The following is a 14,898-nucleotide window of genomic DNA, read 5'->3' as shown; positions in this document are numbered from 1 at the left end:
GAAGAGCGGGCAGAGGCTGTCGTGAGAGCGGACAGCCTTTTTTGTGTGTGACGGCACATTAAAAAAGATGTTGCAACGGATGGATCGGTAGAGTATACTTTTAAATGTAAAGTATACAAAATAAAATGAAGGATACTTTGCAATCCCAGAGACGACAAAGGTATGAATCATCAGTAAGCGCTTTATCCACATTTTAAAAATGATAAGGGGAGAACGACATGCGGAAGAAAAACTTTATGATCCTGCTGATCACTATGCTGGTTGTATCGGCACTATTATCCGCCTGTAGTAACAACGTCACACCGGAAACGACTCCGCAAGATCCTGTGCCCGATGGCTCGACAAATGATTCATCTGCGTCCAGTCTGGAAGGCGAAATTAAAATCTCGCTGCCCAATGCTTCATCCGTGGTGTGGAACGCTGTTGCGCAAGCTTACATGGCCCATAACCCCGGCGTTAAGGTTACAGTTGACCATAAGCCTCAGGAAGGCTTTAAAGAGTGGTTGACGGCCCAATTTGCTGCGGGCACGCCCGATGTCGATCTCATTACAAACAACGAGGTTCTGAACCTGGCCAATGACCAGAAATTCGTGGATTTTTATCCTTATTTCGAAAATGAAAATCCCTACACCGGCAAAGCGTGGAAGGAATCATTTGATCTGGATGCCATGGGTATTAATCTCGAAGGTGTTGGAGCGGAGGATCATCTGTGGAACCTGAACTTTGAATCCGTCCAGATTGTCTGGGTATACAACAAGGAGATTTTCGAAAAAGCAGGTGTGACCGAGACGCCGAAAACCTTCAATGAATTGATTGCAGCCTTTGACAAGATTAAGGCCGCCGGATATATTCCTCTCGGACTGGCGGGAGACGCGAACTCGATGTGGAGCAGTACGGCCGGTTGGCTGGCCCGGATCTACGCCGACCAGTACCTGCGGGACTTCGTTACCGTTACGCGCTCCGAGCCGCAGGACTATACCTATTTGCCAGAAGTGGATGATAGTTGGTCTTATGATCCGAGCGATCCCTATAATGATGCAAACAGTAAAGTGACGAAGAATGCCCTACGGGCCTGGAAGGCCATCCGGGAGAAAACAGGACCTTTTCAAGTGGCGGGCAACCCTGCATGGGCTGCCTACTCCGAAAATCTGAAGACCTTGTTCTCCTACACGCCTGATGGCTTCTTCGGGGTGAAGGACACGCAAGCGTACCAATTGTTCCTGACGGGCAAGGCTGCCACGATGATGTCTACCCCGGGTTCGTATTGGAAGCTGCCCAAGGATTTCTCTGATGAAGAGAAGACGGGCGCTACCGGGGGCGTCGAGCCGTTCGATTACGGATTTTTTAACATGCCTTCCATGGAAGGGCCGGAAGTGAAGGGGGCGGCGCGCACAATTCAGATTCCAGTAGGCTCCTACGGAATCGTCAACAAATCGGCGGAGCAGAACGCCTTGAATATGGACTTCATGATGTTCCTGACGAGCCCCGAGGGGTACCTCGTTTACGTCGAAGCGATTCAGAACAGTCCCGATGCTTCCCTGGATGGGGCACCGGCCCTGAAGGACATTACGCTTCCGGAAGAGATGACGGCCGCATTCGCGGATTTTGCCCCGATCGGCAACACGGAGGGATATGACAGCGCAGCGAATATTTTGGCTCGTGGATTGTGGGATTACCAGCCTTCCGTTCAAGACTGGGTAGGCAGCGTGCAAAAGTTTTTTGCAGGTACCATTACGACGGAGCAATATTTGGAGGAGCTGCAAACGAACATCGATACGTATTTTGAAGCCGCGCTCAAAGAGCGGAATTTGGAGTTGTCGGATCTAAACACGCCGGAAAAACGGCCGCCGGTACGCAATAAATAATGGCTCCAATCTACACAGGCCCTTGGCGGCCTGTGTAGATTGGACTTGCGTGGGGCGCTTTGGTCGATCAATCGCTTTGGAGAAGGGTAGGAAGGGCATATGAGGAGAACAGCATGGATTCTATTGGCAATCCTGCTCCTTCTGGGAATCGCTCCGTCGAATGCTTCGGCGCAAGTACAGTGGTCCAGCGAAGGGGCGGAGGATATTACCTCGATTGCCGTATCAGCGGATGGAAGTCGCGTGGCAATGGGGAGTCATGGTTCCAAAGCGGTTGTGTTCGATCAGGAGGGCCAACGGCTGATGGAAACGACCGCCGGCAATGTCATTACGGCTGTTGATCTGCTCGAAGATGGAACGCTGCTTGTCGCCTCAGATGATAGACATCTGTACGCTTACGGATCGGAGGGACAGCTTCTCTGGGACAGTGATATGAAGCGACAGGTGAAGAGTGTTTCCGCTTCGACGGACGGCTCGGTCATTATCGTGGTGATGCAGCGCAACAAAGAAGTTGTACGGGTTGATGCCGCAACGGGCGAGACTGCGGGCTCGTACCCGGTGGACTCGATTCTGAAGATGGCGAAGGTGTCGGCCAATGGCTTATGGATCGCGGCAGCGGGAGCCGATCAGTTTGTATATTTGCTGGATAAGGACGGCAAGCTTCTAAGTCGTTTTGGCGCAGGGGGGCAAGTCCAGTCTCTGGCAGTGACCAATGACGGTGAGGTGGCTATTGGTACAAATGCCAGGCAAGCCGAGTTATTCGACAAGACAGGTACCAGGGTCCAATCGCTGGCTACACGAGACAACGTGTCCTCGATCGCCTTCTCGATGCAAGAGCAAATACTTGCTGTGTCGGATTTGTCTGGATACTTTTATTTATTCAACACAGATGGCAGCAAGCTCTGGGAGTCTAAAGGCAGCCAGATCGGACGGGCGGTTGCTTTCTCACCTGATGGTAGGATTCTCTACGCCGGCCAGGCGGATGGAAGTATCCGGCCGCTTGATGTCGGGAGCGTCATCGCGGATGCGAAGAGTCAGGCGAAATTGAGATTAATCTATTGGATTGCGGGCGCGCTGGCGGTAGGCGTTCTCGTGACGGCTTGGTTGATCTATTTGAAAAAACGGAAACGATTTGGTGTGTTTAAGGCAATATGGCGATCCAGATGGGTATACGCCGGACTACTCCCTAGCTTTGCGCTTCTCTTTATATTTATGTATTTTCCGGCCTTCTCAGGATTGTTCCATTCGTTATACCAGTGGCAGCCCGGCGGCAAGACCACGTTTATCGGCCTTGACAATTTTGAGCGAATGGTCCGAGACCCTTACGTATTGAAGGGACTCGGGAATTTGATGATCCTGATCGTCACCGGACTTATAAAAGCGATAATTCCCCCGCTGATTGTTGCGGAATTAATCTACCATTTGCGGAGCAAGACCTTGCAGTACGGATTCCGCACTGCATTTACGGCTTCGATGGTCATTCCCGGCGTAGCAGGGTTGCTCATATGGCAGAACTTTTACGACCCGAATATGGGGTTGTTCAACCACTTCCTGCAATTAATCGGCTTAGGCTCTTGGGCGCACGGCTGGCTGGGAGATCCGAATACCGCGTTGTGGGCGCTGATTTTTATCGGATTTCCTTTCGTGGGCATCCTGCAATTGCTCGTCCTCTATGCAGGATTACTGGCCATTCCTCATGAACTAACGGAAGCAGCCCGTATGGACGGCGCAGGTTTGCCAAGGATCATCCGGTCGATTCATTTGCCCTTGCTGGCAGGCCAATTCAAGTTTTTGATCATTATGGGGCTGATCGGCATCATTCAAGATTTCAATGGTATTCTGATCGTCACCGGGGGCGGACCGATGGATTCTACCTACGTTCCCGCGCTGCAGATGTATTATGCCGCGACCAAATTCAACGACCTTGGCTACGCATCCGCGCTGGGTGTCAGCATGTTTGCGGTCATCCTGGTCATCACGATACTCAGTATGCGATTCATCAGATCGTCGGAAGACTAAGGAAGGAGAGGCTGTTCTATGTTGAAGTCCTTTAAGATCCGACAATTAGCCATTATTGTGCTGCTGGCTCTGCTTGTCTTTCTGACGCTAGTTCCGATTTTATTCATGATTTTGAGCTCGCTCAAGAGCAATGCCCAGATCCTCGGCAATTTCTGGGCCCTGCCTTCGCCCGCTCGATGGTCGAATTATATCGATGCATTTCATAGCATTTGGCGGTACGTGGTTAATACGGTGTATTATGCTGTGAGCGGGAGCCTCGCTGTCATTTTATTGTCCGCACTGTCCGGCTACCTGTTCGCCAAGAAATCATTTCCGGGCAAAAATGTTCTTTTCCTTATGATGCTGGCTATGATGATGATTCCCAGTGTTCTCACCTTGATTCCCTCGTACGTGCTGTACAAGAATATGGGGCTGACGAATACGCCGTGGGCGATCATCATCTCAAGCGCGGCCGGCGGCCAGGTGTTCGGCACTTTCCTCTGCCGGACGTATATGGCTGGACTGCCGGGGGAATTGTTCGAGGCAGCCCGTATGGACGGCGCTTCGGAAGCCCGCGTTTTTGCACAAATCGTGCTTCCGCTCTCGCTCCCCATTCTGGCAACGCTGTTCATCATGCAATCGGTCGGCGTTTATAATGATTATATATGGCCGCTGTTGACGATTCAGGACAGCAGCCTGCAGGTTATCTCCGTGGGGCTAACCATCTTTACAAAGCAGTTCGGCATTACGGATATGGGCCCTCAATTTGCAGCGTATGCGATCTCGTCCATCCCGTTGTTGCTGATTTTTACTTTCGGCATGAAATATTATATTCAAGGCATGACACAAGGCGCATTGAAGCTGTAGAGGAGGGCGGTTGACGATGGTGAGTATGCGAACGGCTGAACGTATCCCCCAGTGGATTTGGCATAGGGATCTGCATGGGGCGCCAAGCCTAGAGCTGGTCCGCAACTTCGTTTTGGAAAGTCCTGTGAGCGATGCGGAATTCCGCATTGCTTTGACGGGAGCGGTCGAGGTGGAGATTGATGGTATGGCGGCCGGGCAGCTGGAAGAAAGTGCAGCCAATGTATGCGCATTTCACCGAATGGCTGCATTTCCGGCTACCTTGGCTGCGGGGGAGCATACGATTCGATTACGCATCGCTTGCTCCGTATATATGCCGACGGCACCGGTCAGCATGCATTTGCATGAGCGGACTGTGGGCTGCGCGGCATTTTTGACGGCGGACGGTTTTTGGCTCCGTACGGATGATTCCTGGAGCGCCGGCGGCACAGCTGCTAAAAAGGTATGCTTGCTTGGCGAAGAGCCCTTTGGCGATGTAGAGGACGCCCCGGCCTGGTTCGTCGCCGGCGGATTCGGCGATATTGAGACGATGCCCCTCTCGGGTTGGGTCCATTTGTCAGCCCGCCTTGCGGAAGTTAGCTCATCCACAGAAGGGCTGCAGGTGAGTGGAATGGGACGGGGGGTACCGTCGGTGCCGGTTCCGGCACGGCAGCAGCTTCATCTGTTCTATCATGTGCGCAAACAAGCCGAGTGGCTTGATATGAATGAGCAACTGCAACGGTTGGACAGATCTTTATTGCCTGCGTGCACGGTGGATCTGGGCAAGGAATACAACGTGCGCTTCCATCTTCGCAATCGTTGCTCGTCGAGTCTGATCATTATCTGGCAGGGCGCAGAGTCGCTGCAGGAGCTGGAGAACTATGCCGGTCTGATGACAGAGGTTGTCCGGCTGGAGCCGCTTGCCACTCAAGTCACGCTGCCGCAGGGACTTCGTTATGTCCGAATGACGATCCTTGTGGAGGAGGGAGAGGCATTTGACCTGGTATGGTATCCGGAAGAGGTCGTTGTTCCCATGCAGCAGCTCGGTAGCCTGCACACGGATTCCCCGTTGTTACGGGACATCTATGATATGTCGCTGCACACAAACCGAATCTGTCATCAGATCGGTCTGTGGGACGGCATCAAACGGGATCGGCTTAACTGGGCTTATGATTTCTATCTGGCAGCCAAAGCCGACTATGTGCTCTGGGACGACCTGTCGGTACTCCGACGTTCGATCCTGGAATTAGGCAAGGGAACGCCAGTCGGCTACTGGATGAACGACATTCCCGCATATACGTTATGGTGGATCAACAATATATGGGAGTATTATTTGCATACCGGAGACGACGCGTTTGTGCTCTCGCTTGAAGGCGAATTAAACCGGCATATCCAGCAAGTGATCCATAACATTCACTCCGACAGTGGCGAGCTGATGCGGTCGAATTCAATGCTCATCGAGTGGGTCCCGATGGATGCTGGCGAAGGCCATCTCTGCATGCAGGCGCTACTGCGTCTGACGGGAGAGAATGTGCGCAAGCTGAAGCGTTACCTGCCAGCGTTGGATGCGCTCCCGGACTGGGGGTACCCGAGCATCGGAGAAGAGCCATTCATGATGGGAGAGCAGTTAATCACCCCTCTGCTGGGGATTATTTCCGGGTATGTCGGGGAGCAGGAGGCGGAACATTTCCTGCGGAGGTACACGGTGTCGGATCCAATTACCCCCTTGTCGGCTTACTGGCTAGCGGATTGCTGCTCCCGGTTCGGCCTGCAGGAGAAGGCCTGGCAAGTTGTCTCCCTGGTATGGGGTAAAATGCTCTCCGAAGGCGCGACAGCTTGCTGGGAAAGCATCACTTTGCAGCATGAACGTGATTTTCATGATGCGTTGACCACCTACACCGCGTATGATTCGTACAGGATCAGCTTATGTCATAGCTGGGCAGCGACCCCTATTCACTGGATAGTATCGCGTGTATTGGGTGTCACTCCGGTTGAACCCGGTTACCGAGCGATATCGTTGCGGATGCAGCCCATCGAGGGCTTCAAGACATGCTGGGGGCACATTCCGACGCCTTACGGGCAGATCACTGCAGGGTGGAACCAGAACCTGAAGGAGCCCAATATTCTTGAATTGCCGGACGGCATTCGAATCGTTGCTCACGAACGGAATGGATAACCGCGAACGTCGGACAGGGCCACTGGAAGTTACCCGAGCATTTACTCGGCAATAGAAGTTGAACAGCCCAAGGGCTCGTCGGGATTTAACCTGACGGGTCCTTTTGAGTTGTCGTCGTCTTGGAGACTATCCTTAAGTTTTATTATTTCGAAATAAAAAAGAAACAAATTGACAATATAAACGAAAGTATATAAGATTTAAATATAACCATAACGAAATAGAGGGTGAGGGAACCATGAAGACGGTGAAGCGATCACTGGCGCAGCTGCTAGGCCAGAATTACATGGATTCGGTCGTGGCCGGGGCTGCGGTACTGAAAGATATGGACCTTGTGGAAGCGCACAGGCTAGCAAATGAAGAAATGGAGTTTATGCCGCAGGCCTACAGGGAGAAGATGGATCGGCTGCTCTCCCAAGTGGGCCAGCGCGTAATCGCGCCGCTGCAAGGCTCCAGCTCGGGGGCGCCGACTGATTCGTTCCGCAAGGCCGCCAATCCGCAAGCGAGCCCGCTCGGGGGGCTGGGCTATCTGCGTCTGGGCGAGGACGGCCGACTGTATCTGGCCGCCAAGAGCGAGCACTACCACATCCCGCTCGGACATAACTTCCCGGGCTATCAGCTGATCGACCGCGCCCGGCAGCTCGGGATTACCAATGCGACGCACAACAATACGCGGGGCCATATCACCCGCCTGCTGGAGCGGGAGCTGATCCGGACCGCGAACGGCCTGGACCGCGCCGACGAGGAGGAGCTGGAGGCGCGATTGTCCTCCCGGGAGTCGCATGTTCTGAACCGCGTTATCAATCTCGATACCGGCTCCCTGGCCTGCGAGGCGGGGATCAAGATGATGCTGGCCCGCTTTTACAAGCTGGAGGATCATAGCCCCGAGCCGCTGTACAAGGGCCGCACGCCGGTGTTTTTTGTCATCGCGGACAATGAAGGCAAGGGAAGAGCCAACTATCACGGCACGACCGTGATCGCCCAGACGATGCGCGGTCTCTGGCCGGAGCTGTACGACAAGATGGAGGCCGCGGGTATCCTCCAAGTGTGCCCGGTCAACATCAATGACATCGACGATTTCAGAGCCAAGCTGGAGCAGTACAACCGACCGCCGTTCAAGACGGCCGGATTCATCCACGAGATTATCATGATGAATTATGGTGGGATCAAGCTGGAGCGGCAGTTTTTGCAGGAGGCTTACGAGCTATGCCATGCTCACGATACGCCGGTCATGTGCGACGAGATCCAGTCCTGTATGTGGTATCCGGGGATGTTCCTGTTCCGAGCCTACGGACTGGATCCCGACTTCGTCATTATCGGCAAGGGCTTCCCCGGAGGAGAATACTCCGCCTCCCGCATTCTTACGACGCACGAGATGGATACGCTGAGCCAGTTCGGAGCGCTCGTCACCAATGGCCAGGAGGAGCTGGCGGCGCTCGCCTACCTCATAACCATGTGCTTCGCGGAGGAGAATGCGGCGTATACGGGACGGATGGGTGAGTATTACGAGACGAAGCTGCGGGAGCTGGCCGCGCGATATCCGTCGCTGATCATGTGCATCGAGGGTAGCGGGCATCTGGCGACGATCTTCTTCCACGAGACGGAGCAGGTGGTGCGCTTCACCGAGAAGCTCAATGGCAAGTGCATCGATATCAGCTCCCAGACGTACAAAGCCCAATGTCCGCCGACCGCGCTGACGAAGCCGCCGATCATTGCCACGACGGCCATGCTCGACTATATGCTGGCGCAGATGGACGAGGCGCTCATGCAGCTTGCGCAAGAGCCGCATGAGGCCGCGCAAGCATGAGCTATCTCATCGGCCTGGACATCGGCACCTCCGCCGTCAAGGGCGTCCTGCTGCGCGCGGACGGCACGATCGCAGCTAGAGCGCAACGCCAGGTGCAGGTGCAGACTTCTGTGGACGGCCGGGTGCAGCTCGATGCGGACGACTTGTACGCCCGGGTCACGAGCGCGATCCACGAGCTTGCGGCAGCGCTGCCGGACCGGGCCATGCTCGCCGCGCTGTCCATCGCTTCGGCGAGCGGCAACACCGTGCTCCTGGACGAGGGAGGCAAGCCGCTGCATCCAGCGTTCAGTTGGATGGATGCGCGTGCGCGCAGCGAGATCGCGGAGGTATTCGGCAAGCTGGATGCGGCTGAGGTCCATGAGCGGATCGGCTGGCCGCTGCTGGACAGCTTCCCGCTGGCGCATCTTTCCTGGCTCAGATGTCATGAGCCGGAGCTGCTCGATCGCGCGGCGCGGGTAGGGATGACGACAGACTATATCCTCTATCGCCTGACCGGCGAATGGGGCATCGACAGCTCGACGGCGACGACCTTCTATCTGCAGGATCAGCAGGCGGGTAGCTGGTATGCTCCCTATCTGGCGAAGCTCGGGATCGCCGAGGAGAAGCTGCCGCGCCTCCACCAGCCAGGCACGGTCCTCGGACGTATCTCGGCGCAAGCGGCCGGGCAGACGGGATTGTCGGTCCGCACCCCGGTCGTGTTAGGCGCCTTTGACCATCCGAGCGCCGCGCGGGGGGCGGGCGTGCTCGGCGAGGGGCAACTGCTGCTCTCCTGCGGCACCTCCTGGGTCGGCTTCTATCCGCTGCAGGATCGGTCGCAAGCGATCGGCAACGGGCTGTTGACCGATCCGTTCCTTCAGCCTGATGGCGCGTGGGGCGGGTTGTTCTCGCTGCCAGCCATTGCGACGTCCGTCGACCGATGCGTCAGCCGGTATCTATCGGCGGGGCCGGACCGCAACGAGACGTTCAGCCGACTGGCGGCGACCGCTCAGCCCGGCGCAGGCGGACTGCTCCTGCATCCGGAGCGGGCGGCCGATGCCGACCTGTCGGCCTACGCCCCTGCCGATGTGGCGCGGGCGCTTATGGAAGGGACGGCGTATCTGCTCCGGATGAAGATTGACGGGCTGGCGGCCGCCGGTCTCGCGGCTCGCTCCGTCACGATGGTAGGCGGCCCGTCGGAGACCTTCCCGTGGCCGCAGATCGTCGCCGACGTGCTCGGGATCGAGCTGGCGACGACCAACGGCTCCTGTGCGGGAGCTGTAGGCAGCGCTATCCTGGCCGGCATCGGCGTCGGACTGTATGCGGACGAACGTGAGGCGCTGCGGACGATGGCGTTTCCGGCCCTCGTGCGCACGCCCGATCCGGCAGTCAGCCGGTTCTATGACGAGCAATACCAGCGTTTTGTTAACCAATACAGCAATCTTGGAGGGGCCTAGATGGGGACACTATTCGAAGTCAACGAAGTCGACCGTTTGTTTTATGAACAGAAGCTGCAGCCGTTCTTGCCGGAGCGTATTATCGATATCCATACGCATGTCTGGTTGGAGGAATTCGTGGCGCCGAGCGATCCCGCACTCGTGCGAGCCGTCACCTGGCCTGGACGTGTCGCCTCGAGCAACTCCATTGAGGATCTGATGGAGACGTATCGGCTGATGCTGCCGGGCAAGCAGGTGACGCCGCTGATGTTCTCGCAGGTATCGAGAAGCACCAATCTGGAGCTGGGCAACCGTTACGTAAGTGAATGCGCGGCCGCCCGCAAGCTCCCTGCGCTGATGGTGACCAAGCCGGAGCAGAGCGCTGCCGCCTTCGAAGCGGACATCGAGCGAGGCGGATTCCTCGGCTGCAAGGTATACTTGAATTATGCAGCCCCTTATATCCCGGAGAAGGAAATACGGATTTACGACTTCCTGCCTCCACATCAGTTGGAGGTGCTGAACAAGCGCGGCTGGATGGCGATGCTGCATATCCCCAGAGACGGCCGGCTCAAGGACCCGGTCAATCTGGCGCAGATGCTGGAGATCGAGCAGCTGTATCCGCAGCTCAAGCTGATCATCGCCCATGTCGGGCGGGCATACTGCGAGGAGGATGTGGGCGATGCGCTGGACATTCTGGCCAAGACCCGCACCATGGTCTTCGACTTCAGCGCTAATACCAACGCGAACGTATTCCGGCAGTTGATCCAGGCGGTTGGGCCCAAGCGCATCCTGTTCGGAAGCGACCTGCCCATCGTCCGCATGCGGATGAAGCGCATCTACGAGCAGGGCAGGTACATAAATGTCGTGCCTCGCGGACTGTACGGGGATGTATCCGGCGATCGCAATATGCGCGAGACTGAAGGCCCTGAGGCCGAGCAGCTTTCCTATTTCCTCTACGAGCAGATCGAGGCGTTCCGGCTGGCGGCCGAGGCCGAAGGCTTGAGCAGGCAGGACATCGAGGATGTATTCTACGGCAACGCGGCTGCCCTCATCGGACGGGTGAAGGAGGTCGCCCGATGAAGAAGCTGCGGATCGGCTTGCTGCCGCTGTACATCCAGTTGTATGATGATTACTTCGCGCAACTACGGCCACGGATCGAGGCCTTCTACGCGACGATTGTTCGCTCCTTCGAGCAGAGAGGGGTCGAGGTGGTCGAGAGCGGCATGTGCAAGGTTCGTTCCGAGTGCGCAGAGGCCGTCCATCGGTTCGAGACGCAGGGAGTCGATGCGCTGGTGACGCTGCATCTGGCCTACTCGCCGTCGCTGGAGTCGGCAGCCGTCCTCGCCGCGACGGAGCTGCCGGTGATCGTGCTTGATACGACGCCGACGTACGATTACAGTCCGCAGCAGGACCCGGAAGAGCTAATGTACAATCACGGCATCCACGGCGTGCAGGATCTGTGCAATCTGCTGCTGCGCAGCGATAAGCGCTTCCTGCTGGAGGCCGGCCATTGGTCGGAATCGGATGTGCTGGATCGTGTGGTTGAGGGCGTCAAGGCGGCCCGGATTGTCCATCATCTGCGGCATGCCCGAGTCGGCCGATTAGGCAAGACGTTCGCGGGCATGGGCGACTTCGATGTGCCGACCGACGTGCTGCGCCGCACAATCGGGCTGGAGACCGTCATTCTGGATGCGAGCAGCCTGGGCGAAGGAGCGGCGTCCGCTATCTCCGATGCGGCGATCGAGCAGGAGATGCAGGAGGATCAGCGCGCGTACGAATCGGCCGGCGTCGATGCTGCCGTCCACAGACAGTCGACGCGCGCTTGCCTTACGATGCGCCAGCTGATCGAGGAGCATCGGCTGACCGCATTTACGGTCAACTTCCTCGATGTAACCGGACAATCCGGTCTATCCAGCATGCCGTTCCTCGAGGTGAGCAAGGCGATGGGCAGAGGCATCGGCTACGCAGGTGAAGGGGATGTGCTGACGGCGGCGCTGGTGGGTGCGCTATTGGCGGTCTACCCAGAGACGTCCTTCACCGAGATGTTCTGTCCGGACTGGAAGCATAACCGCGTCTTCCTCAGCCATATGGGCGAGATGAATCTCAAGGTTTGCTCCGGCAAGCCCGTTCTGCGGGAGATGAGCTTCCCGTTCACGGATGCGGACAATCCGGTGGTCGCCTATGGGCGGTTCCGCGGCGGTCAGGCGGTCTATGTTAACCTGGCGCCGGGCAGAGAGGGCGAGTATCGTCTAATCCTCTCGCCGATTACGATGACGGAGGTCGAGGGAGAGGACCGGATGGCAGGCAGTATACGCGGCTGGTTCGAGCCGCCCGTGCCCGTCGCGGATTTCCTGACGGCCTATAGCCGGCAGGGCGGCACACATCATGGCGCTATCGTCTACGGGGATGTGCTGCGAGCGCTAACCGAGCTGGGCGAGCTGATGGGCTGGCCGACGGTGATTATTAACGAATAAGGCGGATGAGACGAATATGGACAGGAACCTGGAAGAACGAAGAAAAACAATCCTATCCCTGCTGAACGAAGAAGGCAAAGTCAAGGTGGTCGAATTAAGCAAGCGGTTCGCCATATCCGAGGTTACGATCCGGGGGGACCTGGACGCCTTGGAGCAGGAGGGACTGCTCGAGCGCGTACATGGCGGTGCCATTAGCAATTATAAGAGCTACTACGCAATGAACTTCAACGACCGGATGGAAGCCAATCAGGAGGAGAAACGAAGGATTGCGATGGAAGCGGCAGCGATGATCAATGATGGCGATACGCTCATCCTTGGCTCGGGGACAACGCCGTTATATGTCGTGAGAGAATTAAAGGAGCAGAGAAATCTGATTCTCCTGACGAACTCCCTATCCGTTGTTCAGGAAGCAAGTCGCAACCCGAACATCAAGTTCGTCGTCTTGCTCGGGGGGAACTTCAACGGGGAATATCAATTCACCTCCGGCGACGACGCCATTAGTCAGCTCAGCAAGTACAAAGCGGATAAGCTCATTCTTTCCTCTGACGGCGTAAGCTCGGAGTTTGGAGTGACCACCTATCATCATATGGAAGCAGAGCTGAACCGACAGATGATCGCGCGGGTGAACAAGACGATCGTTGTAGCGGACTATACGAAGATTGGTCGCGCCGACTTCTCGCATATTTCGGACATCGACCAGATCGACTGCATCATCTCCAATCACAATGCCAACAAGGAAGAAATAGCGGCCTTTGAAGAAGCCGGAATTGAAGTCAGACTGGTCTAATCTACGGGGGGATAGGCAATGATCATTGGTTTGGTGAAAGAGATCAAGAACAACGAAAATCGGGTGGCACTGACGCCGGGCGGCGTCAGTGAGCTGACCCGGAACGGGCACACGGTGCTTGTTGAGCAGGCAGCCGGCTTGGGGAGCGGTTTTGAGGATGCGCAGTATGTGGAGGCTGGCGCGACGTTGCTGGCCGATAAGGCAGAGCTGTTCCAACAAGCGGAAATCATCGTCAAGGTGAAAGAACCACTCGAAGAGGAGTATGCGCTGTTCCGGCCGGGGCAGACGCTGTACACCTATCTGCATCTGGCTCCCAACCGCCCGCTGACGGAGATGCTGATGGAACGGAAGGTCACGGGAATTGCCTATGAGACTGTACAGCTCCCTAACGGGCAGCTGCCGTTGTTGGCTCCGATGAGCGAAGTGGCTGGTCGCATGTCCGTGCAGATTGGGGCGGCGCTGCTGCAAAAGTATAACGGCGGCATGGGGATCCTGCTCGGCGGTGTGCCCGGCGTCAGCCGCGGCGAGGTCGTGATCATCGGGGGCGGGGTGGTCGGGACGAATGCCGCGAAGATGGCGATCGGACTTGGCGCTCGTGTCACAATCCTGGACGTGAGCAAAAGCAGGTTGGCCTATCTGGACGATATCTTTGGCGGCCGCGTATCGACGCTGATCTGCAATGCCTATAATATGGAGCGGGCCGTGGCGAGCGCCGATCTGCTCATCGGCGCCGTGCTGGTCGCAGGCTCGAAGGCGCCTAAGCTCGTCACCGAAGCGATGGTCAAGACGATGAAGAAGGGATCAGTCATCGTTGATGTCGCGATTGACCAGGGCGGCTCGATCGAGACGATCGACCGCGTAACGACCCATGATCAGCCGTGCTACGAGAAGCATGGCGTCATTCACTACTCCGTGGCCAATATGCCGGGCGCGGTCCCGAGGACCTCGACCTTTGCGCTGGAAGCAGCTACTTTTCCTTATCTCCTGCAGATTGCCAATAAAGGCGTTCACCGAGCTCTGGGCGAGGACGGTGGTCTCTTGGCTGGCCTTAATACGTATAGCGGCCGGGTCACTAACAAGCCGGTTGCCGATGCATTGGGGTACGAGTATGCCGAACCCGATCTTAAGAAATGCCTCTAGGCGCTACAATTGACTCGCAAGCCTCTCGAACCGTTGCACGTTCGGAAGGCGGCTTCTACGGCTGGGGCACCGGTACCGTATGGGATTCCGGGAGCTTTCATCCGATTGTGCTGAGGGGCGGTCCAAGCTAGACACGCCTATCAAAGGGGCTATCCTATAAGTCCCCAAACAAAAAAAGGTTGGGCGAGAAACCGTTAGGTTTGCCGTCCAGCCTTTTTGTCTTGAAAATCGACAAAACGAAAAGCGCTGGCTGGGGCTCTAACGGACACCACAGCACCTATTAGGCCTTAAAAATCCCATTTGCAATTCTAATGGACAGGAGCGCCGTTATTCACGCGTTTTCAGCCGAAAGGTCTGGTTTTAGAAGCGCTCTGATGTCCGTTAGCAGGTTCCCCTTTGGGG

10 protein-coding genes are annotated in these 14,898 nt (G+C 56.5%); all 10 read left to right on the top strand.

The window, feature by feature from the left end; all coding sequences use genetic code 11:
- Positions 1 to 218: 218 nt before the first annotated feature.
- The 10 genes from F556_RS0121065 to ald all read left to right on the top strand — a co-directional run bounded on the left by F556_RS0121065 (position 219) and on the right by ald (position 14,496).
- Positions 219 to 1,865, top strand: a complete 1,647-nt coding sequence (locus tag F556_RS0121065) for an ABC transporter substrate-binding protein (protein WP_020618981.1) — start codon at positions 219 to 221, stop codon at positions 1,863 to 1,865.
- A gap of 99 nt (positions 1,866 to 1,964) precedes the next feature.
- Positions 1,965 to 3,881 carry an outer membrane protein assembly factor BamB family protein gene (locus F556_RS0121060; protein ID WP_020618980.1) on the top strand — a complete coding sequence of 639 codons (1,917 nt, stop codon included), beginning with the start codon at positions 1,965 to 1,967 and terminating at the stop codon, positions 3,879 to 3,881.
- Positions 3,882 to 3,899: 18 nt separating this feature from the next.
- A complete protein-coding gene (locus tag F556_RS0121055; RefSeq protein WP_020618979.1) occupies positions 3,900 to 4,727 on the top strand; it encodes a carbohydrate ABC transporter permease in 828 nt (275 codons plus the stop codon).
- Positions 4,728 to 4,743: 16 nt separating this feature from the next.
- Complete coding sequence (locus F556_RS34730; protein WP_020618978.1) at positions 4,744 to 6,879, top strand: alpha-L-rhamnosidase C-terminal domain-containing protein; 2,136 nt, start codon at positions 4,744 to 4,746, stop codon at positions 6,877 to 6,879.
- 235 nt (positions 6,880 to 7,114) lie between these two features.
- On the top strand, positions 7,115 to 8,683 hold the full coding sequence (locus tag F556_RS0121045) for an aminotransferase class III-fold pyridoxal phosphate-dependent enzyme (protein ID WP_020618977.1): 1,569 nt from the start codon (positions 7,115 to 7,117) through the stop codon (positions 8,681 to 8,683).
- Positions 8,680 to 10,116: a xylulokinase gene (locus F556_RS0121040; protein WP_020618976.1), complete on the top strand. Its 1,437-nt coding sequence runs from the start codon at positions 8,680 to 8,682 to the stop codon at positions 10,114 to 10,116. Before F556_RS0121045 ends, F556_RS0121040 begins: the two co-directional genes overlap by 4 nt.
- Positions 10,117 to 11,175 (top strand): amidohydrolase family protein, encoded by a 1,059-nt coding sequence (locus F556_RS0121035; protein WP_020618975.1) that lies wholly within the window; start codon positions 10,117 to 10,119, stop codon positions 11,173 to 11,175.
- A complete protein-coding gene (locus F556_RS0121030; RefSeq protein ID WP_020618974.1) occupies positions 11,172 to 12,569 on the top strand; it encodes an L-arabinose isomerase family protein in 1,398 nt (465 codons plus the stop codon). Before F556_RS0121035 ends, F556_RS0121030 begins: the two co-directional genes overlap by 4 nt.
- 16 nt (positions 12,570 to 12,585) lie before the next feature.
- Positions 12,586 to 13,356, top strand: a complete 771-nt coding sequence (locus F556_RS0121025; RefSeq protein WP_020618973.1) for a DeoR/GlpR family DNA-binding transcription regulator — start codon at positions 12,586 to 12,588, stop codon at positions 13,354 to 13,356.
- Positions 13,357 to 13,374: 18 nt separating this feature from the next.
- Entirely contained in the window at positions 13,375 to 14,496 is a 1,122-nt protein-coding gene (gene ald / locus F556_RS0121020; protein WP_020618972.1) for an alanine dehydrogenase, read from the top strand.
- Positions 14,497 to 14,898 lie beyond the last annotated feature (402 nt).

Origin of the sequence: Paenibacillus daejeonensis DSM 15491 (assembly GCF_000378385.1) — a bacterium.
Lineage (GTDB): Bacteria > Bacillota > Bacilli > Paenibacillales > Paenibacillaceae > Paenibacillus_D > Paenibacillus_D daejeonensis.
Note: the sequence above shows the minus strand (reverse complement) of the source record. Positions and strands in the feature narration are given on the sequence as shown.

Bases quoted from the DNA above. Each gene is read 5' to 3' on its own strand.
- F556_RS0121065 (WP_020618981.1), top strand. From the start codon at position 219: ATGCGGAAGAAAAACTTTATGATCCTGCTGATCACTATGCTGGTTGTA.
- F556_RS0121060 (WP_020618980.1), top strand. From the start codon at position 1,965: ATGAGGAGAACAGCATGGATTCTATTGGCAATCCTGCTCCTTCTGGGA.
- F556_RS0121055 (WP_020618979.1), top strand. From the start codon at position 3,900: ATGTTGAAGTCCTTTAAGATCCGACAATTAGCCATTATTGTGCTGCTG.
- F556_RS34730 (WP_020618978.1), top strand. From the start codon at position 4,744: ATGGTGAGTATGCGAACGGCTGAACGTATCCCCCAGTGGATTTGGCAT.
- F556_RS0121045 (WP_020618977.1), top strand. From the start codon at position 7,115: ATGAAGACGGTGAAGCGATCACTGGCGCAGCTGCTAGGCCAGAATTAC.
- F556_RS0121040 (WP_020618976.1), top strand. From the start codon at position 8,680: ATGAGCTATCTCATCGGCCTGGACATCGGCACCTCCGCCGTCAAGGGC.
- F556_RS0121035 (WP_020618975.1), top strand. From the start codon at position 10,117: ATGGGGACACTATTCGAAGTCAACGAAGTCGACCGTTTGTTTTATGAA.
- F556_RS0121030 (WP_020618974.1), top strand. From the start codon at position 11,172: ATGAAGAAGCTGCGGATCGGCTTGCTGCCGCTGTACATCCAGTTGTAT.
- F556_RS0121025 (WP_020618973.1), top strand. From the start codon at position 12,586: ATGGACAGGAACCTGGAAGAACGAAGAAAAACAATCCTATCCCTGCTG.
- ald (WP_020618972.1), top strand. From the start codon at position 13,375: ATGATCATTGGTTTGGTGAAAGAGATCAAGAACAACGAAAATCGGGTG.